General features: G+C 61.8%; 18 protein-coding genes and 2 pseudogenes. 13 read left to right on the forward strand and 7 right to left on the reverse strand.

The features are described 5' to 3' along the window. From DK261_RS12415 to DK261_RS12440, 6 genes and pseudogenes are all read left to right on the forward strand, one after another. Positions 1-478: pseudogene (locus DK261_RS12415) on the forward strand (type VI secretion system tip protein VgrG); the annotation flags it as partial. After that, entirely contained in the window at positions 475-1,314 is an 840-nt protein-coding gene (locus DK261_RS12420) for a DUF4123 domain-containing protein (protein ID WP_110175776.1), read from the forward strand. The pseudogene DK261_RS12415 and the gene DK261_RS12420, both read left to right, overlap by 4 nt. Continuing rightward, positions 1,314-1,805 (forward strand): DUF3304 domain-containing protein, encoded by a 492-nt coding sequence (locus tag DK261_RS12425; RefSeq protein ID WP_038632267.1) that lies wholly within the window; start codon positions 1,314-1,316, stop codon positions 1,803-1,805. The genes DK261_RS12420 and DK261_RS12425 overlap by 1 nt, the downstream gene beginning before the upstream one ends. A 126-nt stretch (positions 1,806-1,931) precedes the next feature. Further along, positions 1,932-2,441, forward strand: coding sequence for a DUF3304 domain-containing protein (locus DK261_RS12430; RefSeq protein ID WP_038632265.1), 510 nt, complete (start codon positions 1,932-1,934; stop codon positions 2,439-2,441). Beyond that, positions 2,438-4,264, forward strand: a complete 1,827-nt coding sequence (locus DK261_RS12435; RefSeq protein WP_232539773.1) for a phospholipase effector Tle1 domain-containing protein — start codon at positions 2,438-2,440, stop codon at positions 4,262-4,264. Before DK261_RS12430 ends, DK261_RS12435 begins: the two co-directional genes overlap by 4 nt. A 285-nt stretch (positions 4,265-4,549) precedes the next feature. Further along, positions 4,550-4,810 (forward strand): DUF2790 domain-containing protein, encoded by a 261-nt coding sequence (locus DK261_RS12440; RefSeq protein WP_110175778.1) that lies wholly within the window; start codon positions 4,550-4,552, stop codon positions 4,808-4,810. Between the two features lie 147 nt (positions 4,811-4,957). Here the strand turns inward: DK261_RS12440 and DK261_RS12445 are convergent, their stop codons facing one another. Continuing rightward, positions 4,958-5,227: a DUF1652 domain-containing protein gene (locus DK261_RS12445; RefSeq protein ID WP_009048914.1), complete on the reverse strand. Its 270-nt coding sequence runs from the start codon at positions 5,225-5,227 to the stop codon at positions 4,958-4,960. Positions 5,228-5,701: 474 nt separating this feature from the next. On the opposite strand from DK261_RS12445, the gene eco reads away from it, so the two are divergent. Next, complete coding sequence (gene eco / locus DK261_RS12450) at positions 5,702-6,184, forward strand: serine protease inhibitor ecotin (RefSeq protein WP_009048913.1); 483 nt, start codon at positions 5,702-5,704, stop codon at positions 6,182-6,184. 186 nt (positions 6,185-6,370) lie between these two features. On the opposite strand, the pseudogene ilvA reads toward eco, so the two are convergent. Continuing rightward, a pseudogene (gene ilvA, locus DK261_RS12455) lies at positions 6,371-7,378 on the reverse strand (threonine ammonia-lyase, biosynthetic); the annotation flags it as partial. A 268-nt stretch (positions 7,379-7,646) separates the two neighbouring features. Between ilvA and DK261_RS12460 the strand changes: the two are divergent. The 3 genes from DK261_RS12460 (at position 7,647) to map (ending at position 9,025) form a co-directional block, all read left to right on the forward strand. Then, positions 7,647-7,982, forward strand: a complete 336-nt coding sequence (locus DK261_RS12460; protein ID WP_038632262.1) for a DUF2834 domain-containing protein — start codon at positions 7,647-7,649, stop codon at positions 7,980-7,982. A gap of 78 nt (positions 7,983-8,060) precedes the next feature. After that, complete coding sequence (locus DK261_RS12465) at positions 8,061-8,264, forward strand: ParD-like family protein (RefSeq protein WP_007926402.1); 204 nt, start codon at positions 8,061-8,063, stop codon at positions 8,262-8,264. After that, positions 8,261-9,025 carry a type I methionyl aminopeptidase gene (gene map, locus DK261_RS12470; RefSeq protein ID WP_009048909.1) on the forward strand — a complete coding sequence of 255 codons (765 nt, stop codon included), beginning with the start codon at positions 8,261-8,263 and terminating at the stop codon, positions 9,023-9,025. The genes DK261_RS12465 and map overlap by 4 nt, the downstream gene beginning before the upstream one ends. A gap of 4 nt (positions 9,026-9,029) precedes the next feature. On the opposite strand, the gene DK261_RS12475 is transcribed toward map, so the two are convergent. Further along, a complete protein-coding gene (locus tag DK261_RS12475; protein WP_110175779.1) occupies positions 9,030-9,971 on the reverse strand; it encodes a magnesium transporter CorA family protein in 942 nt (313 codons plus the stop codon). 7 nt (positions 9,972-9,978) lie between these two features. Continuing rightward, entirely contained in the window at positions 9,979-11,565 is a 1,587-nt protein-coding gene (locus DK261_RS12480; RefSeq protein WP_110175780.1) for a RimK family protein, read from the reverse strand. 92 nt (positions 11,566-11,657) lie between these two features. On the opposite strand from DK261_RS12480, the gene rimI reads away from it, so the two are divergent. Then, on the forward strand, positions 11,658-12,764 hold the full coding sequence (gene rimI / locus DK261_RS12485; protein ID WP_110175781.1) for a ribosomal protein S18-alanine N-acetyltransferase: 1,107 nt from the start codon (positions 11,658-11,660) through the stop codon (positions 12,762-12,764). 112 nt (positions 12,765-12,876) lie between these two features. Here the strand turns inward: rimI and DK261_RS12490 are convergent, their stop codons facing one another. Together DK261_RS12490 and DK261_RS12495 are read right to left on the reverse strand one after the other, a co-directional pair. Then, on the reverse strand, positions 12,877-14,028 hold the full coding sequence (locus DK261_RS12490) for a PQQ-dependent sugar dehydrogenase (RefSeq protein ID WP_016701743.1): 1,152 nt from the start codon (positions 14,026-14,028) through the stop codon (positions 12,877-12,879). Between the two features lie 67 nt (positions 14,029-14,095). Next, the gene (locus tag DK261_RS12495) at positions 14,096-14,452 is read right to left on the reverse strand and encodes a hypothetical protein (protein WP_016701742.1); all 357 of its coding nucleotides are present in this window, start codon (positions 14,450-14,452) and stop codon (positions 14,096-14,098) included. Positions 14,453-14,667: 215 nt separating this feature from the next. Between DK261_RS12495 and DK261_RS12500 the strand changes: the two genes are divergently transcribed. Further along, a complete protein-coding gene (locus DK261_RS12500) occupies positions 14,668-15,540 on the forward strand; it encodes a Ku protein (RefSeq protein ID WP_110175782.1) in 873 nt (290 codons plus the stop codon). Positions 15,541-15,572: 32 nt separating this feature from the next. Beyond that, positions 15,573-18,107 carry a DNA ligase D gene (ligD, locus tag DK261_RS12505; RefSeq protein WP_110175783.1) on the forward strand — a complete coding sequence of 845 codons (2,535 nt, stop codon included), beginning with the start codon at positions 15,573-15,575 and terminating at the stop codon, positions 18,105-18,107. A gap of 86 nt (positions 18,108-18,193) precedes the next feature. Here the strand turns inward: ligD and lpxO are convergent, their stop codons facing one another. Next, a complete protein-coding gene (gene lpxO, locus DK261_RS12510; protein WP_009048901.1) occupies positions 18,194-19,093 on the reverse strand; it encodes a lipid A hydroxylase LpxO in 900 nt (299 codons plus the stop codon). Positions 19,094-19,528: the final 435 nt, after the last annotated feature.

Here is a 19,528-nt window from a genome sequence, read left to right on the forward strand (position 1 = left end):
GACCGAACTCAAGGCCGAAGAACACCGCATCACCCACCTCGACCGCAAGAGCGAAATCCGCGCCAACGACCACCTCACCGTGGCCGTCACCCAGCACGCCAACATCGGCACCGCGCAATTTGTCGAAGCCGGTCAGGAGATTCACTACAAGACCGGCAACATCGTGGTCCTGGAAGCCGGCGCCGAACTCACCGCCAAGGCCGGTGGCAGCTTCGTGAAGCTCGACGGTGGTGGCGTGACCATCAGTGGCGCCGACGTGAAGATCAACTCCGGCGGCGCGCCGGGGGTGGGTACACCGGCGGCGCCGCTGTTGCCGGGCCTGCTGAAGCTTGCCGACGCCGACAAGGCCGGCGGCCTGCTGCTGGGCCGTTTGAACGCGCCAATACCACGCCTGGCGCCGCCCAAGGGTATCTGTGTCGAATGCCTGCTCAAGGCCATCCGCCAACGCCAGGCGATTCTGTCCGGAGCACAGCCATGAGCGATTTGCAGCAAGGCCAGCAGGACTGGGTCAACGCCGCGGCCAAGGGCTTCAGCCTTGCGGCAATCGTCGAGCAGGCCCTGCTCAACGCGCAGCAGCGCGATGCCCTGGTGGAGCTGGAAGGCGCCCGCTGGCCCCTGATGTACCAGCCCGAGCTGGCCCAACTGCGCAATGACGGGCCGCTGTTGCTGGACATGACCGGTCAAGCTTTCGAGCAGCTGGTGGCGATCCACGAGCTGTTCGGTTCGAACCTGGCCGGCTGGTTGAGCAGCACCCTGCCTGCCAATCGGCTGGCCACCCACCTTGGCGACGCCCTGGTCTGCCAGGACGCCAACGATGCGGTGCTGCTGATCCGCAGTTACAGCGCCGAGGTACTGCCCCTGCTCCACCAGCAAAATTACCAGCCATGGCACCAGTGGCTGTTCGGCCCCCTCGATACCTGGTGGGTCAAGGCTGAAAAGGACTGGCAGCGCTTTGCCGGCCCGGCGCACAGCGAAGTACCCGAGTACCACCCGATACGCCTGGATGAGCCGATGATGCACAGCCTGCAGCATGACGCCCACGCCGAGCAGCTGCTGGTACAGACCGAAAACGTCGCCCCCGAGGCCTTTGCCAGCGACTGCCACGGCGAACGCCTGCAACAGGTGCAAGACCTGCTGCAAATCGCCAGAGCCCAGGGCCTGGACCAGCAGGAGGATCAGTCGACCTTCGTATTGCACAGCCTGATCACCCGTAGCCCGCTGCACCAGCGCCCCGAATGGGCCGAAGTCCTGCGTCAGGTCATAGATGACCAGGACACCCTGGAAAACGCCCTGGCCGCGCAAGAAGGCGCCTGATGACATTGTTCCCGTCACTCGCAAAGCGCTGGAAGCGCCTGTCCGGCCGCCAGAGAACCCTGATCCACTGGTTGGCTTTGGCAGCGCTGGTCGCCAGCTACTTCATCTGGCAGTACAGCCGTATGCCGGGTGCGGCGCTTTATGGGCATAACCATACGGATCGCCCGATTTTCAGTTATTTCGTCAATGACAATTGGGGGGGAAATGGGGGCATGACCTGCTGCTGGCGCATCGAGGGCAAGACACTGAAAGTGGATTGGATATTGGACGTGACGCCAGAACAAATTAAACAAGGGCTCGAAGAGAAAACCCTTTCAATCGAGATCCCTAACCCTCCCCGCCAGCGCGGTGACCGCTATTTGCATGTGCACTTCTTCCCCGGCGACCAGGTTCGCCTGGCCTGGAGCGCCAATCTCGACACCCCTTATGAAAACCTCAAGGAAGCACCAGCAGTGCCCGCCACCAAGGATCAGGAAGTTCAACCCCAATGAGTCGAGTTTTTTTGGCGCCAACTATTGAACGACTTGCAAATAGCGTGAGCTGGGCAACAGAAATGCCCCCAGGCAAAAGAACGTGACCGTGCGCAGAAACAGATTCGCACCAACAAGGAGTTTGTTGTGACATCGATTCAATCACTCAGAAATCGCTGGAAGTCTTTGTCCGGTCTGCAGAAGACCCTCATCAATCTATTGGTTTTGGGGACGATGATTCCCGCCTATTTCATCTGGCAGTACAGCCGAATGCCGGGGGCGGCGCTTTATGCTCACAACCATACGGATCGACCCATCTTCAGTTATTTCATTAATGACAATTGGGGGGGGAACGCCGCTGCAAATGGTGGAGGGGGTATGACCTGCTGTTGGCGCATAGAAGGCACGACACTGAAGGTAGACTGGATCAAGAGCATGACCCGTACACAACATGAGCAAGGAGCTAGGGAAGAAACCCTATCAATAGAGATCCCTAACCCTCCCCGCCAACGCAGTGACCGCTATTTGCACGTGCACTTTTTTCCCGGAGACCAAGTTCGTCTGGCCTGGAGCGCCAACCTGGATACCCCTTATGAAAACCTCAAGGAGGCCCCATCAGTGCCTAATTCCAAGGATCAGGAAGCCACACCCCAATGAGCACTCGTAATGCTGATCTGGCAACCGCTGCCGGAGCCCGTTGTACTGGGCCGCTCAACAACTCTCACGTCACCACTTGTGAACGGACCTTGCGGATCGGATTTTTTTTCGACGGTTTTGGACGCCATTTATTGAAAGACCTGCAGACAGGTCGTGTCAGTAATGTGGCCAAGATGTATATGGCACACCCCCATACCGAAAAGGACAAAGATTCCTATAACTATCGACGGGCATACCTTTCCGGGATGGGTGAGGAGTACATCGCAGACCTGACCACCACTGCCAACGCGGGTATGGATATCATTGGCAAAAAAGCCGCAGATATACCCAAGGATGTGGCACAGGACAGAGCGAAAGAAGTCTTCAAGGACGTGCTGGATGGCCGTAATTGGTGGGAGCGCTTGAAGCGCGACGTGAAAAGCGTGGTGAGTGCCCCCATCAAAATTTTCAAAGTGGTCAAAAGCGCGGTGGTTGACGCCGTGGCTGAAGCCATACCGCCCTTGCGCGACAACCCTGGTATGGCTCAGGTGGCCAAGACCGGAGCCAATGTTCGTATAGATGGTGCTATCGATTATCTGAGCGTTGAAGTTGGCAAGATCAAGGCATTGAGCGGCCCTCCATTGAAGCGTATCGAACTGTCCGTATATGGCTTCGATTATGGCGCCACCCTGGCCCGGGGGTTTCTCTATCGTCTGCGGGATCGCAGCCTGATCAATGGAGAAGAGGTGGAGTATCAGGGTGCCCGCCTGGTCGTGTTGTTTGCCGGCCTGTTCGATGCGGTGGACCGTAGCCATAGCAAGATACCGCTGGTCGACGACTACATACCCGTGCCCACGAGTACGGTGTTGGGAGACTCCAACGGCCTGCCCAAACAGGTGCGGCAGGCGCTGCATCTGGTGGCTGCCCACGAGCGACGCTTTTACCGACGGGCCAGCCTGCTCGGCAAAGGCAACGCCAAGTGGCGTGAGGAACTGATGCCCGGGGTCAGCGAAGATGTCGGTGGCAGCCTGCTGCCCGGCGAACAGAAGCCCAGCGCCGAACTGGCCCTGGTCAGTTTACACCGCATGTACCGCGCAGCGTTCCAGGCTGGAGTGCCTTTTCCCCATATCGAAGATCTGCCGGATATCGATATGAAGACTGCCGGACTGTTCACCTTCAACGACCATATAAACGGCAAGGGCGCCTTTGCGCTGGTCAAACACTATCAACAGGCCGCCAAGGCCAGCATCGCCCAGTTGAAGAACCTCAACCTGGGTAATAAAGCGCCCTTCCTCGGCCATATGCGCCTGTATATCCGCTGGCTGGCATCGATCTCACGCCCTTATGTGCAGCGCCTGCGGGAGATCGGCGAAGAAGAAGATCGCCTGAATGCCAGCCAGTATGCCGCGGGGAATAGCGCCGGAATGTTCAGCCGCCCGGTGGAAACCCAGGAAAAGAGGCAGGCCCGCCTCAAGCGCACCCAGGAACTGCAAACCGAGCGCGAGACGCTAAGGGCACAACTCGGCTGGCTCGAAGATGTGGACAGCGAAGCCCGCAGCATGCGCAGCGGCCGGGCACGGGATGGCTACAGGGCCGCCGGCACACCGCAGCAGATGCTGGTGTGGCAGGTGCTGTTGGAAGAGGAATGGTTCAAGGAGCAACTGTCGCCATTGCCGGAGGAAGTGAGCCTGTTGTTCGGTCACTTCATTCATGACCAATTGGTACAGTCCCTCGCTCAACAGTCAGCCAAGTCCATGAGCGGGCAATACTACTTCGATATCCGTGGGATCGATCTGCCGGAGGAAGAAGAGAAGGAAAAGGAGAAAGAGAAAGAGAAGAAATAAGTGTATTCAGTGCCTGCCCGGAATCGGGCAAGGCGTTGACGACCAGCAAGGCAGGGGCTTCTGTCCCCTGCCTTCAGCCCTTACCGCCGAACACCAAATACGCGTTTTTGCCCAAGGAACATCTCGCCGGGCAGTTTCCCTTCCGCGCAAATCATTAGCCCCCTACTTAATCTTCGATTAATCCCCCAGCCCAAAACTGTACGGGACCGCGCAGCGCAGAATCCTCTGCCGCCCTCCGCGGCGCGCTCGATGGCGGTTTGTGTCGGGCTTATCGGAGAAATTCTCATGAACATGCGTATTTTGCTGGTCGGGGCCTTGGCTTTTGTCGGGGTCGTGGGTGGGGCTCAGGCGGACACAGCCCAGGTGCAGCCGGTGCCTTATCACTATGGCATGCCGCTGAATGTGGCCAAGGTGGTGTCGATGACCGAGCCCGCGACGCCGGAGTGCAAGGTGATCACCGCGGACATGACCTTTATCGACAAGGCGGGCAAGCTGGAAGCCATCAGCTACCGCAAGTTGTCGGACGCCTGCAGTTATCAGAACTGAAGACTGCTCCTGCTCTACCGCGCGCAAGGTTACAGGCAGCTCTGTGAGATTCAGGCGGGGATTTTATTCGCGGTGAGGGTCGAGTTTGCGCCTGGCCCGGGTCTATCCAGGCCAGGCAGGCAACGCAGGCATTGGCAAAGCAGCCGATCAATGAGCCCTGGATTTCAGGGTGATGGGCTGGCTTCCCGGATGATTGGCCAGGTCGTAGCGCAGTTCGGCGATCAGGTCGTTGATTTCCCGGCAGCCGTTGAGGCTCGCCGCATCGATACCGGTGACCACCAGGTCCACACGGTCGGTTTCATGGTCGCCATAGACTTTCACGGTCATGTGCAGGTCGGGGCTCAGGGTGCACTCGCAGCGTTTGGGCAGGAAGCTGCATTCAATGATATTGCGCAGTTCCAAGGCAGATAAGAACATGGCAGATCTCTCCGTTGGTGCAGTGGCCATTCAATGATGGCAAGAATATCGTCTCGGGATTCCACCCCCGAAATACGGCGTACGGCATGACTAAACCTCCCTGGAAGAGAAAGCCAATTCCTAGACTAGGCCGTATTTGCGCTTCTACTAAATTCTATTTTGCTCTGAGCAGTGAGGCTTTTTTCACCCTCAGTCCTGGGTCTTTCGCCCGCCTGGAGGACCTCCTGCGGATCCGATAGCGGCCTCTCGCCGATAGCGGATGGAGCATATGCATGCCGTCCTCCCGCCCGTTGCCATGTTTGATAAATCATCGACTTACCCCTGGGTATTGAAGGAAAACCTCATGCTATTTGCCGCAGCGAAGCGGGCCACGGTTTGCATGATCGGGCGTTACCCGGTCAAACTGCCCGGCGTTTCAAGCAAGCGACTCCCTCTAAATGGAGAGAGCCGTCGATCAACCTGCAAGGAGGCCTTATGCGCTTTTTTCCTGTTTCCACCGCCGTCGCTGTGCTGTTGAGCGGTATTTCCACCCTGAGCCATGCGGCCAAACTCGAAGACGTGGCGCCCTACCCCAAGGCCGAAGACGGTTTTGTGCGCCAGGTGATCCATCTGCCCAAGCAGGCCAAGGAAGAAGACTTCAAGGTCGAGGTGCTGGCCGGCAAGACCCTGACCGTCGACTGCAACCGTCAGCGCCTGGGCGGCACCCTGGAAGAGAAAAACCTGGATGGCTGGGGTTATCCCTACTACCGCCTGGACAAGGTCAGCGGCCCGATGAGCACCCTGATGGCCTGTCCCGAAGGCACCAGCAAGCAGGCGTTCGTGCCGGTGGTCGGCGAAGGCTTCGTGCTGCGCTACAACAGCAAGCTGCCGATCGTGATCTACGCCCCCAAGGACATTGAAGTGCGCTACCGCCTGTGGTCCGCCTCCGATAAAGTCGAGAAGGCCCGCGCGGAATAATCCAGACCGTGGCGGCTGCATCGCAGGTGATGTAGCCGCTGCCGCAGGCTGCGATCGGCTACGCAGTAGCCGCCAGGCCAGGCAACGCGGTGCAGCAGTGGTTCGGTTGGCGAGCGCTTCGCGCTCGTGCGCAGGCTTCGCCAGCGGCTACAGAGGCCCTGCTCCTTCTTACACCAGCGCAACCGCGCCCAAAGCCGCGCGCTCGGCCACATGCCCCAGGCGATCGAAGTTGATGTTGGCTCCGGAATCGATGGCCACCAGGGTTTCGCCCTGTACGCCGCTGCGGGCCACGTACCGCTTGATCCCGGCCACCGCCAGCGCCCCCGACGGCTCGGTGATGGAACGGGTGTCGTCGTAGATGTCCTTCATCGCGCAGCAGAGTTCGTCGTTGCTGACCGTGATCACCTCGTCGACCAGCACTCGACACAGCTCGAAACAATGGGCGCCGACCTGCGCTACGGCGACCCCGTCGGCGAAGGTGCCGACGCTGGGCAGCACTACCCTTTCCCCGGCCCGCAACGCCTGCTGCAAACAGTTGGAGTGTTCGGACTCGACGCCGACGATGCGCACCTCGGGCCGCAGGTATTTCACATAGGCGGCGATGCCGGCGATCAATCCGCCACCGCCCACCGGGACGAAGATCGCGTCCAGGCGCCCGGCGTGCTGGCGCAGGATCTCCATGCCCACCGTGCCCTGCCCGGCGATCACGTCCGGGTCGTCAAAGGGCGAGACGAAGGTCTGGCCGCTGTGCTCGGCCAGTTGCAGGGCATGGGCCAGGGCAAAGGGAAAGCTCTCGCCGTGCAGCACCGCCTCGGCGCCACGGCTGCTGACGCCCTGCACTTTCAGCTGCGGCGTGGTGGAAGGCATGACGATGGTCGCCTTGATCCCCAGTTCCCGCGCCGCCAACGCCACGCCCTGGGCGTGATTACCGGCGGATGCGGTAATCACTCCGCGACGCTTCTGCTCGTCACTGAGCTGCACCAGCTTGTTGTAGGCACCGCGGATCTTGAAGGAAAAGGTCGGTTGCAGGTCCTCGCGCTTGAGCAGCACCTGGTTGCCCAGCGCCGCCGACAAGGCCGGCGCCGGCTGCAACGGCGTACGCACCGCCAGGTCGTAGACCGGCGCCGCGAGAATCTTCTTCACGTAGTGCTCAAGCAGGTCCAGTTGCGTGTCGGGCTCGGCGGGATGGTTCATACGGCTCTCCTGGCTGTGTTGAAGGCCCCGGAGACAGAAAGAAAAAACCCGCCTCTAGGGCGGGTTGGGTGCAGTCGTCAGCAAACCCGCCAATCAGGAATGGCGGTAATAATGCTTGGCTGGGAACGCAATGCGGAAAAAGTCATGGCCAGGAAATTAACCGGCACGCTGCTGGCAAGTCAATGGCCAATTCTTTGAGGCGACCGCTGCCTGCGCTACTCTCGCGGCTCGCTTCTCAGCCCTCATTCAGCCACCAAGGAAGGAACCCATGAAGTCTGTCGGATTGCCGTTGATTGCCCTGATCGCCTTTGCCGGCTACACCTTCGCGGTGATGCTGCAGGCGGAACAATCGCTGCTCGAGTTCGGCCTCAGCCTGATGTCCCGCCCCGACACCGCGCAGGTGGTGATCGACCTGTACCTGCTGGCGACCCTGGCCGGCATCTGGATGTACCGGGACGCCCGCTCCCGTGGCCAGTCCGCGCGGTCGGTGCTGCCTTATCTGCTGCTGACGGCGGTGTTCGTCTCCATCGGCCCGCTGTTGTATCTGGTGGTTCGCGGCCTTCGTGAACGGAGAACCACCCGCCCTGCCCGCCAGCAGGCTTGAGCCCGGTCGAGCGATCTGGGTTTGCCCGCGAATATATGAAACGTATATGCTTCGTATATTTACCAGGACAGAAACCCCGTGGGCATCGTCAAGATTTCAGATCAGCTGCATGAACAGATCCGCGTCGCCAGCGACGCCATGGATCGCTCCATCAACGCCCAGGCCGAGTTCTGGATCAAGATCGGCCTCTTGGCCGAGCTCAATCCGCACCTGGCCTACAACGACCTGATCAACAAGCTGCTGCTGAACAAGAGCGACCTGATCCGGGGGCGCAGCGCATGACCCAGGCCCTGATCAAGACCCCGCAACAACTGGCGCTGATGCGTGAGTCCGGGCGCCTGTTGGCGACGGTGTTCACCTTTCTCGACGATCTGGTCGCGCCCGGCCTTTCCACCATGGAGCTGGACACCGCGGTGGAGCGCTTCATTCGCCACGACCTGGGCGCCCGCCCGGCCAGCAAGGGCCAGTACGGCTACCCCTACTCGATCAACACCTCGATCAACGAGGTGGTGTGCCATGGCATGCCCCATGAAAAGGCCATTCTCAAGGACGGCGACATCATCAACATCGACATCACCCTGGAAAAGAACGGCTTTATCGCCGACGCCAGCAAGATGTACCTGGTCGGCAATGTCAGCCCCAAGGCCCAGCATCTGGTCAGCACCACCTTCGAGGCGATGTGGCAAGGCATCAAGGTGGTTCGCCCCGGCGCGCGCCTTGGCGATATCGGCCATGCCATCCAGAAACACGCGCAAACTCAGGGCTATAGCGTGGTGCGCGAGTATTGCGGCCACGGCATCGGCCGGCAGATGCACGAAGAGCCGCAGATCCTGCATTTCGGTCGTCCCGGCACCGGCCTGGAGCTGCGCGAAGGCATGGTGTTCACCATCGAGCCGATGATCAACCAGGGCAGCGCCCGGGTGCGCGGCCTGAAAGACGGCTGGACCGTGGTCACCCGCGACAACCGCCTGTCGGCGCAGTGGGAACATACGGTGGCGGTGACCCGCGACGGCTATGAAGTGCTGACCCTGCAACCGGCCTGAAGGCTCAGGCGCACTTGCCGCTGCCCCCGGCCAGGCGCCTGAGACCGAGCACCATCCCCCCTGCCGCCAGCAGCATCGCCACGAGGAACAGCGGGTAGGCAATCCACCAGGGGGTGCCGGCGGTCATCATGCTGAATTCGGACATGCCGCCGATGCTGGCGATCAGGTTCAGCGGCAGGAACACCACGTTGATCAAGGTCAGTTTGCGCAGCAGGCTGTTCATGTTGTTGTTCATCAGGTTGCCGCGCGCATCGATCAGCCCGGAAAACACCGTCGAATAGATCTCCGCCTGCTTGTAGCACTGGTTGTTCTCGATGATCAGGTCGTCGATCAGGCCGATGGCCTCGGCGCTGAAATGCTCTTTTTCGGCGTGGTTGCGCAGGCGGGTCAGCACCGCGCCGTTGCTGTGAATGGCGTTGATGTAATAGATCAGGCTTTCGCTGAGGTTGAACATCTGGATCAGGTGGCGGTTTTCCATCGAGTCGTTGAACTGCTGCTGCAACTCCCGGGCGACCATCTTGATCACCTTGAGGTGCCCCAGGTAGTGATGGATGTTGTTGGACAGCAGGTCCAGCAGCACATCCAGGGGGCTATTCAAGGCCTGGCGCGCGCCCAGGCCGCTGAGCTGGCTGTCGTCATGGGCGATCAGCAGCAGCCGTTGCGGGGAAAACAGCAGGCCGCAGGACGACACCTCGAACGACAGGCTGCCGCCACCGGAATAGTTCTCCGGACGCTTCCAGATCAGGAACAGGTTGTCCGGGTGGAACTCGATGCGCGACACCTCGTCCGGGTCCAGGGCCGAGGCCAGGGCATGCTCGTCGAGCTTGAAGCCGGTGCGCAGCAGATCGCGTTCGGCGGGGTCCGGGTTGCTGAACAGCATCACCTCGGCGTCCAGGCACTCCACCGCCAGCAGGCGGCCCTGGCTCAGCTGATAGCTCTTGATCATCGGCCGTTCACCAGGCCTGGCCGCGGCGCTTGAGCTCCAGGCGGCGGACGAACTCCTCCAGCACCAGGGAATACAGGTCGTCGCGCAGGTAGGCATCTTCGATGCCGGCGTCGAGGTTGGGGTTGTCGTTGACTTCGATCACCACCACCTTGTCGCCGGACTGTTTCAGGTCCACGCCGTACAGGCCGTCGCCAATCAGGTTGGCGGTCTTCACCGCCAGCTCCACCACCGCCCGCGGCGCCTCGTGGATCGCCAGGGTGCGGCATTCGCCGTTGATGTCCTGGCCCTTGGCCTTGTGGTTGTAGATCTGCCAATGGCCCTTGGACATGAAGTACTGGCAGGCGAAGATCGGCTTGCGGTTGAGCACGCCGATGCGCCAGTCGTACTCGGTGTAGAAAAACTCCTGGGCCAGCAGCAACACCGAATGCTCGAACAGCTCAGCGGTGGCCTCCAGCAGCGCCTGCTGGCTCTCGACCTTGATCACCCCGCGGGAGAAGCAACCGTCGGGAATCTTCAGCACCAGCGGGAAGCCCAGGCGTTCGCCGACCCGCTCGAAATCTTCCGGTCGCTCCTTGTAGAGAATCTCGGTGGCGGGCATGCCCAACTGGTGGCTTTTCAGCAGATCGGTCAGGTAGACCTTGTTGGTGCAGCGCAGGATCGAGGTCGGGTCGTCCATCACCACCAGGCCCTCGCTTTCGGCCTTCTTGGCGAAGCGGTAGGTGTGGTTGTCGACGCTGGTGGTCTCGCGGATCAGCAAGGCGTCGTATTCGGCGATCCGCGGGTAGTCCTTCTTCTCGATCAGCTCGACGTCGATGCCCAGGCCCTTGCCGACCCGGACAAAGTTCTCCAGCGCCCGGGCGTTGGAAGGCGGCAAGGCCTCCTGGGGGTCATGCAGGATGGCCAGGTCATACCGGGCCAGTCTTTTCGAGCGCGGCACACGCCAGATCTTGCGACTGAAACTGTCCAGGGAATGGGCGAATTGATCTTCCTGGTCTTCGCGCAACTTATGTAAGGCCCCGGACTTCACGCCTTCGATATGCCAGCCGTTAGTTCGTTTGAAGTCCACCAGCAATATCGGACAGGGGAAAACTTCGAATAACTGGCGGGCCAACTCCTGTAACGGTTCGATATGGGTCTTGCCGAAGTACAGGGTCAGGGTAAAACCTTCGGTATCTCTGTAAAGATGATTGCTCAGGGCCTTTTCCAGGGTTTTATCCAGGTCGTCCAGGGCCAGTCCGTAGAGCGATTTTCGGGTCAGTTCGCTGATGGTGCGCACCGAGGGAATCACCTTGTGCCCCCGCGCCTCGGCCAGCAGCGAACAGTAGTAACCGTGGCCCAGGTACTTGTAGCTGCGGCACAGGTTGATCACCTGGACCCGCTTGCCGGGCTGGGTTTCGCGGGTCTGTTCCAGGTACTCCTGGGCGCTGAGGATGTCTTCGCTGGGGAAGTAGGAAGCCCAATCTTCCTTGCGCTCGACAATAATCACCAACTGACTGGAAGTTTCACTCACCGTTGAAAAATAATTAACCGGCGTTATTGTCGCCGGCAGACTTTGCTCGGATACTCCACGCCAATGACCTTGTACCGCTGACATAATGTTTGATCCGCTTAAGAACAAGACCTTTTCTATTAAGCACGAACTTTTCTGAAAGTCTCGTTTCGTTACGCAACTTTTACGGCGGTTATATGGATCTTGTCTTTCGCATTGCCACACCTGAGGATTTGCCCGCATTAGTGCAACTGGAACAGCAGTGTTTCACCACCGATCGCCTCACCGCGCGCAGCTTCCAGTGGATGATCAGCCGCGCCCATGCGCGCCTGATCGTCGCCGAGCAGGCGGACCAGCTGCTGGGGTACGCCCTGGTGCTGTTCCATCGCGGTACGTCCCTGGCCCGCCTGTACTCCATCGCCACCGCGGTCGAGGCCCGCGGGCTGGGCCTGGGCAAGCGCCTGCTGGAGCAAATCGAGGCCTGCGCACGGGAGCATGACTGCGCCTACCTACGGCTGGAGGTGCGTACCGACAACCCGACGGCCATCGCCCTCTACGAGCGCAGCGGCTACCGGCGCTTCGCCGTGCTGCACGACTACTACGAGGACCACACCGATGCCCTGCGCCTGGAAAAGCGCATCCTGCAGCATCGCGAGACCCGCAGTATCAGCGTGCCCTATTACCAGCAGACCACCGATTTCACCTGTGGCCCGGCCTGCCTGTTGATGGCTATGGGCGCGCTGCAACCCGGACGGGCGCTGGAGCGACGCGAAGAGCTGCAACTGTGGCGCGAGGCGACCACCGTGTTCATGACCTCCGGGCATGGCGGCTGCAGCCCCCAGGGGCTGGCGTTGGCCGCGTGGCGCCGGGGCTTCAGGGTCAGGCTGCAGGTCAATACCCGCGGGCCGCTGTTTCTTGGTGGGGTGCGCGACGAGCATAAAAAAGACGTCATGCGCCTGGTGCACGAGGAGTTCTGCGCAGAGCTGGATAGCAGCGACGTCTTGCAGGTGCTGGGCGGCCCGCTGGACCTGCCAAGGCTGCTGGCCGACGGCGGCCAGCCCCTGGTGCTGATCAGCAGCTACCGCCTGACCCGCTCCAAGGCCCCGCATTGGGTGATGGTCACCGACTGCGACGAGGAGTTTGTCTACCTGCACGATCCCGATGTCGACCACAGCCAGCACCGCCAGCCGATGGATTGCCAGCACCTGCCGGTGAGCCACGGCGAGTTCGCCAAGATGTGCCGTTTCGGCAGCGGCAAGCTGCAGGCGGCGGTGATCCTCTACCCAGCCGCAGTGCCTCTGTAGGAGCGAAGCTTGCTCGCGATAGCCGCGAAGCGGCGATTCATCCTGCCAACACGCGTTATCGTTGAAGATTTTTTCGCGAGCAAGCTTCGCTCCTACAGAAGAAGGGATTGGTTTATTCCAGGCCAACCTTGTACAGCGTGCCCTTGTCCTCGTCGGTCAGCACATACAGATAACCGTCCGGCCCCTGGCGCACGTCGCGGATGCGCTCTTTGAGCTCGCCCAGCAGGCGCTCTTCGTGGCCCACCTTGTCGCCATCGAATTGCAGGCGGATCAGTTCCTGGGAAGCCAGGGCGCCGATAAACAGGTTGTGTTGCCAGGCCTTGAAGCGGTCGCCATCGTAGAAGGCCATGCCGCTGATGCCGGGGGACTTCTCCCAGACATGCCGCGGCCCCACGGTGCCCGGGGCGGTCTTGCCCTCGGCTTCGGGAATCGGCGCACCGGAATAGTTGATGCCGTGGGTTGCCAGGGGCCAGCCGTAGTTCTTGCCACGCTCGATCAGGTTGATTTCGTCGCCGCCCTTGGGCCCATGCTCGTTATCCCACAAGGTGCCGCTCCAGGGGTTGAGCGCCGCGCCCTGGGGGTTGCGGTGGCCGTAGGACCAGATTTCCGGGCGCACGCCCGGCTGGCCGACGAAGGGGTTGTCCTGCGGGATCCGGCCATCCGGATACAGGCGCACGATCTTGCCTTGCAGCTTGTCCAGGTCCTGGGCGGTCGGGCGCTCGTTGTTTTCCCCCAGGGTGATGAACAGGTAGCCATCGCGGTCGAACACCAGGCGCGAACCGAAATGGTTGCCGGTGGAAAGCTTGGGCGCCTGGCGGAAAATCACCTGGAAATCCTTGAGTGTCTTCAGGTCCTCGGACAGCCGCCCGCGCCCCACCGCCGTCCCTGCCGTGCCACCCTCGCCGCCACCTTCGGCGTAGGACAGATAGACCAGGCGGTCCTGCTTGAAGTCCGGCGACAGCACCACATCCAGCAAGCCGCCCTGGCCCTTGGCCCAGACCTGCGGCACGCCACCCAGGGGCGCCGAGAGCTTGCCGTCGGCGCCGACCAGCCGCAGGTTGCCCGGCCGCTCGGTCACCAGGATGCCCTGGCGGTCCGGCAGGAATGCCAGGGCCCAGGGGTGATCCAGGCCCTCGACCACCGGAGTCACGCTCAGCGGGCCCTGTTCGCTCTGCAATTGTTGGCGGGTGGCGGCCGCGGCCGGTAGCGCGCTACTCAGGACAAGGCTGGCGCAGACTGTCGCCAAGAGGGTTTTACGCAACATGCACGATTCCTTCTGTCGATAAAAAGGGGTCCGCCCGGGGCCGGCATCGGCCTCGGGCGGTCAGCGTTTATCGCTGCTGTTGGTTACGCGGTGGGGTCACGGGTGTCGGATCGATGATCCGCGGCTGGGTGATGGTGCGCGGGTAACCGTTGCCGATGCCGCCGTTCTCCAGGGTCGGAGGGCGTTGCACCGGTACCGGATTAACCCCGCGGACAGCCGGGGCACTGGGCTGGGTGCCCTGCATGCTGTTGGGGTTGGCCCGGCGTATCGGGCTGTTGTAGGGATTGTTGTTGATGCTGCCGGGCAGGTTCTGCGCCAGCAGCATGGCGGTGCTGTCCGAGGACGCCTGGGGTGCGGCGAACGCCGCGATGCTGGCCCCGCTCATCAGGGCAAACACGGCAAGACCGCGAAGCAGGTTGTTCATGGCGACCCTCCTGGATGGCGACGAGTTATCGCATTCGAGTCCAGGCTACGTCGCAGGTTCGGCCTTGTTAATTAAATAATCCGCCAGACATGTAACACGAGTTATCGGCTCGCCCCTGCAAGCCGGCACCCCGGGGAAACTTTCGCGCCACGCCACGGGTCACCTGAAAACCAGTCGCTGCATAGCGATTCCACAGTCAATACGGGGACAGGCTCATGGCACGGGCAATCTGGAAAGGCGCGATCAGTTTCGGCCTGGTTCACATTCCGGTGGCGCTGGTCTCGGCGACCTCCTCCCAGGGCGTCGACTTCGATTGGCTGGACCAGCGCACCATGGACCCGGTGGGTTACAAGCGGATCAACAAGGTCACCGGCAAGGAAGTCAGCAAGGAACATATCGTCAAGGGCGTGGCGTACGAGAAAGGCCGCTATGTGCTGCTCAGCGAGGACGAGATCCGCTCGGCCCACCCGCTGTCGACCCAGACCATCGACATCTTCGCCTTCGTCGACAGTCAGCAGATCCCGCTGCAGAACATTGACACCCCTTACTTCCTGGCCCCGGACAAGCGCGGCGGCAAGGTCTATGCGCTGCTGCGCGAAACCCTGCGGAGCACCTCGAAAGTCGCCCTGGCCCTGGTGGTGCTGCACACCCGCCAGCATCTGGCGGCGCTGATGCCGCTGGAGTCGGCGCTGGTGCTGGTAATGCTGCGCTGGCCGGCCGAGGTGCGCAGCCTCGACGAACTGGCCCTGGGGCCGGAGGTGACTCACCCGGACCTGACCAAGGGCGAGCGGGACATGGCCAAGCGCCTGGTCGCGAACATGAGCACCGATTGGCAGCTGGAGGAATACCGCGACAGCTTCACCGACAAAATCATGGCCCTGGTGGAGAAAAAGGCCCAGGCTGGCAAGATCGAAGACGTGGAAAGCCGCACCGGCGAAGCGCAACGCAGGAGTGCCGATGTCATCGACCTCACCGAAATGCTCAAGCGCAGCCTGGGCGGCAAATCCAGGAGCAAGCCGCCCGCCAGCCCGGACAAACCCGGCAAGGCCGCTGCGACCAAGAAAACCACGAAGCGATCCAGTGCCTGAACGGCGCGGCTCGCATGACAAGGTAGTGGGTCATGGCCAGATCCTTGAGTGAATACCAGCGCAAACGCGACTTCGCGATCACCTCGGAGCCGGCGGCGGACAAACCCTTCGGCCAATCCGCCAAGACCGCCTCGGCCCTGCGTTTCGTGATCCAGAAGCACGCTGCGCGCAACCTGCACTACGACTTTCGCCTGGAACTGGGCGGCAGCCTGAAAAGCTGGGCGGTGCCCAAGGGCCCGAGCCTGGACCCCAGGCAAAAACGCCTGGCGGTGCATGTCGAGGACCACCCGCTGAGCTATGGCGATTTCGAAGGCAGCATCCCCGCCGGGCAATACGGCGCCGGCGACGTGATCGTCTGGGACCATGGCATCTGGCAACCCCATGACGACCCCGACGCCAGCTACCGGGCCGGCAAGCTCAAGTTCACCCTGATCGGCGAGAAGCTCGGCGGCGACTGGACCCTGGTGCGCACCCATATGCGCGGCAGCGGCGACAAGGAACAGTGGCTGCTGATCAAGGAGCAGGATGCCCAGGCACGACCGAGCGACGAGTACGACGTGGTCCAGGCCCTGCCCAGGAGCGTGCTCAGCGGTGCCACGGTGGGCGACAACAAGCGCGCCAAACCCCAGGCCGCGAAAAAAACCGCGAAGAAACCGCCAGGAAAAAAGGTCGTCGCCCTGCCGCAAAGCCTGGCGCCGCAGCTGGCAACCCTGGTGGACAAGGCGCCCAGCGGCGACTGGCGCTACGAGATCAAGTTCGACGGCTACCGGATCCTCGCGCGGATCCAGGACGACGAAGTGCGCCTGCTGACCCGCAACGGTCACGACTGGACCAGCCGCCTGCCCCAGCAAGCCAAGGCCCTGGCCGCCCTGAAGCTCAAGGACAGCTGGCTGGACGGCGAAATGGTGGTGCTCAACGACCAAGGCCTGCCGGACTTCCAGGCATTGCAGAACGCCTTCGATATCGGTCGCAGCGTAGACATCATCTATTACCTGTTCGATGCGCCCTTTCTGCAGGGCGAGGACTTGCGCGAAACGCCGGTGGAACAACGCCGTCAGGCGCTCAAGCAGGCGCTCGGGCGCAAATCGAGCAAGGTCCTGCGCTTTTCCGAAGCCTTTGCCGCCCACCACCAGGACGTCCTCGAAAGCGCCTGCGCCCTGTCCCTCGAGGGGGTGATCGGCAAGCGGGCCGGCAGCCCCTATGTGTCGCGCCGCAGCGCCGACTGGATCAAGCTCAAATGCCGGCTGCGCCAGGAGTTCGTGGTGGTCGGCTATACCAAGCCGCAAGGTTCGCGCAGCGGCTTTGGCGCCCTGCTGCTGGGGGTCAACGACGCGAGCGGGCTGGTGTACGCCGGCCGGGTCGGCACCGGTTTCGACCAGAAGACCTTGAAGCAGCTGCATGAGCGGATGCAGGAACTTGAACGGGATTCATCGCCACTGGCCAAGCCCCTGACCGCGGCCCAGGCCCGCGGCGTGCACTGGATCGAACCGCAACTGGTGGCCGAAGCCGAGTTCGCCGAGTGGACCCGCGAACAGGTGGTGCGCCAGGCAGCCTTCATCGCCCTGCGCAGCGATAAGCCGGCCAGCGAAATCGTCCGTGAGCGGCCACAGACCTTCAAGGCCGTCGAGACCCGCAGTCGGCATACGGCCTCCCATTCGGATAAATCGGCCGCCCACAGCGTCGCCGGGGTCAGAATCACCCACCCGGAACGGGTCATCGACCAGCAGTCCGGCACCACCAAGCTGCAACTGGCGCAGTTCTACGCCAGCATCGACCAGCAGATCCTGCCGCACCTGCGCGACCGGCCGGTGTCGCTGCTGCGGGCGCCTGAAGGAGTGGAAGGCGAGCAGTTTTTCCAGAAACATGCCGAGCACCTGGCCATCCCCAATATCCGTCACCTCGACCCGGCGCTGGACCCCGGCCACGCGCGACTGATGGAAATCGACAGTACGTCGGCGCTGATCGGCGCGGTGCAGATGGGCACCATCGAGCTGCACACCTGGGGCGCGACTCACGATCAGATCGAAACCCCGGACCTGTTCGTGCTCGACCTCGACCCGGACCCGGCCCTGCCCTGGAAAAGCATGCTGGAAGCCACCCAACTGACCCTGTCGGTGCTCGATGAGCTGGGCTTGCAGGCCTTCCTGAAAACCAGCGGCGGCAAAGGCATGCACCTGATCGTGCCGCTGGCGCGCAGGGCCGACTGGGAAACGGTCAAGGGCTTCGCCAAGGCCGTCGCGCAGTTCATGGCGCAGCAGTTGCCGGAACGCATCACCGCGACCATGGGCCCGAAAAACCGGGTCGGCAGGATCTTCGTCGATTACCTGCGCAACACCCGCGGCGCCAGCACCGTGGCCGCCTATTCGGTACGCGCCCGCCCGGGACTGCCGGTCTCGGTGCCTATCGCCCGGGATGAGCTGGGCGATGTCCGGCATGCCCAGCAGTGGAATGTGGCGAACCTTGGGCAGCGTCTGGAGGAGTTACGGAGGGATCCGTGGCACGGCTTCGCCCATCGGCAGCGGATCACCGCGAAGATGTGGCAGCAATTGGGGGCGGACAAGCCTTGAGGAAGTGATGGCGGACAAGCCTCGTTCCTGCAGAACCCATGCAGGAGCGAGGCTTGCCCGCGATCAGCGATTCGCCGTGCGGCGAATCAGATGAAGATGAACAGCAGCAACAGCGCAGCGAAGATCGCCCACTTTTCCAGGTAATAAAGCTTGCGGTTGCGCTTTTTCAGCTCTTTACCGCGCAGGCGGATCTTGTACAGCTTGGTGAAGGCGCGGTTCAGGCCCCCGGTGCGGTCGCCGGCATCGTTGGGCGCACCGGCGGCGGCCATCACGGTGCGGCTGAACCAGCGGTTGAAAGCGGCGGCCCAGCGGTACTTCATCGGCCGCTCGACATCACAGAACAGGATGATGCGGTTCTGCTCGGTGGTGTTTTCCGCGTAGTGGATGTAGGTCTCGTCGAACATCACCGCTTCGCCATCGCGCCAGTGATACTTCTCACCGTCGACATTGATGTAGCAACCGGCGCTGTTGGGCGTTTCCAGGCCCAGGTGGTAACGGTAGGAACCGGCATAAGGGTCGCGGTGGCGCACCAGCTTCGAGCCCGGCGGCAGTTCGGCGAACATCGCCGCCTTGATCGAGCCGATGCTCTGCACCAGCTCGGTGGTCCGCGGGCACAGTTTCATCGCCGAAGGATGGCTGTCGCCGTACCACTTGAGGTAGAAGCGCTTCCAGCCGGTCTTGAAGAACGAGTTGAAGCCGACGTCGTCGTACTGCTCCGAACGCTTGATCTCCCCGGCCCTGAGCAGGCTCTGGCCCTCGGCGCGGATTTCTTCCCAGTGGGCCTGCAACGGGCTCAGGTCGGGAAAGTCGGCCGGATCGAGGTACGGGCGGTTGGGGATCTTCGAGAACAGATAAAGGAAGCAGTTGATGGGAGCCAGGAAGCTCGAGTGATCACTCAGCTGGCGGCCCAGTTTATGGCGCACGCGACCACGCAGGTGCACATACGCAATGGATAAAACGTAAACAGCGGCAATGATGAGTTTCACGGAAATCGTCACATGTCAGAAGAGAACATACTGCGCCCCCATGTGGGCCACCTGGGCCGAGGGGTCATGTGCAGCGTCCGAAAGCGATAAGAGGTCCTGAAGGCACGTCCCTGAGCCCATGCCAATGATGGCATGTGGCAACTGGTCGGCATTTTAGCCACAGTTTGTAACCAAAGGTTAACTCCGATTTGTGAAAATGTGTCCGCCCACGGTGCCACGACCTAAGTCGCATTGCCCGGGACAAATCCGCAGCGGCGACTTTTACAACGGCTGGCGCTGAGCCGCCTGGATGAAAAATCCGTGGCTCGCCGTCATACAACTGCCGGCGCACATATGCGACAATGCGCGCCAAATTCCAACATGACCTCCCACCTTTATTGCCCAGCAACTTGGCCATAGCGTCCAGATGTTGCTGTCTACTTATGCTCGCTGGCT

The organism is Pseudomonas sp. RW409 (assembly GCF_003184125.1).
Taxonomy (GTDB): domain Bacteria; phylum Pseudomonadota; class Gammaproteobacteria; order Pseudomonadales; family Pseudomonadaceae; genus Aquipseudomonas; species Aquipseudomonas chlororaphis_I.

Coding starts and splice junctions, on each gene's coding strand:
- DK261_RS12445 (WP_009048914.1), bottom strand. CDS start 5,227: ATGTTCTTATCTGCCTTGGAACTGCGCAATATCATTGAATGCAGCTTC.
- map (WP_009048909.1), top strand. CDS start 8,261: ATGACCCAGGCCCTGATCAAGACCCCGCAACAACTGGCGCTGATGCGT.
- DK261_RS12435 (WP_232539773.1), top strand. CDS start 2,438: ATGAGCACTCGTAATGCTGATCTGGCAACCGCTGCCGGAGCCCGTTGT.
- DK261_RS12425 (WP_038632267.1), top strand. CDS start 1,314: ATGACATTGTTCCCGTCACTCGCAAAGCGCTGGAAGCGCCTGTCCGGC.
- ligD (WP_110175783.1), top strand. CDS start 15,573: ATGGCCAGATCCTTGAGTGAATACCAGCGCAAACGCGACTTCGCGATC.
- DK261_RS12460 (WP_038632262.1), top strand. CDS start 7,647: ATGAAGTCTGTCGGATTGCCGTTGATTGCCCTGATCGCCTTTGCCGGC.
- DK261_RS12420 (WP_110175776.1), top strand. CDS start 475: ATGAGCGATTTGCAGCAAGGCCAGCAGGACTGGGTCAACGCCGCGGCC.
- DK261_RS12475 (WP_110175779.1), bottom strand. CDS start 9,971: ATGATCAAGAGCTATCAGCTGAGCCAGGGCCGCCTGCTGGCGGTGGAG.
- DK261_RS12440 (WP_110175778.1), top strand. CDS start 4,550: ATGAACATGCGTATTTTGCTGGTCGGGGCCTTGGCTTTTGTCGGGGTC.
- DK261_RS12500 (WP_110175782.1), top strand. CDS start 14,668: ATGGCACGGGCAATCTGGAAAGGCGCGATCAGTTTCGGCCTGGTTCAC.
- DK261_RS12495 (WP_016701742.1), bottom strand. CDS start 14,452: ATGAACAACCTGCTTCGCGGTCTTGCCGTGTTTGCCCTGATGAGCGGG.
- eco (WP_009048913.1), top strand. CDS start 5,702: ATGCGCTTTTTTCCTGTTTCCACCGCCGTCGCTGTGCTGTTGAGCGGT.
- rimI (WP_110175781.1), top strand. CDS start 11,658: ATGGATCTTGTCTTTCGCATTGCCACACCTGAGGATTTGCCCGCATTA.
- DK261_RS12490 (WP_016701743.1), bottom strand. CDS start 14,028: ATGTTGCGTAAAACCCTCTTGGCGACAGTCTGCGCCAGCCTTGTCCTG.
- DK261_RS12480 (WP_110175780.1), bottom strand. CDS start 11,565: ATGTCAGCGGTACAAGGTCATTGGCGTGGAGTATCCGAGCAAAGTCTG.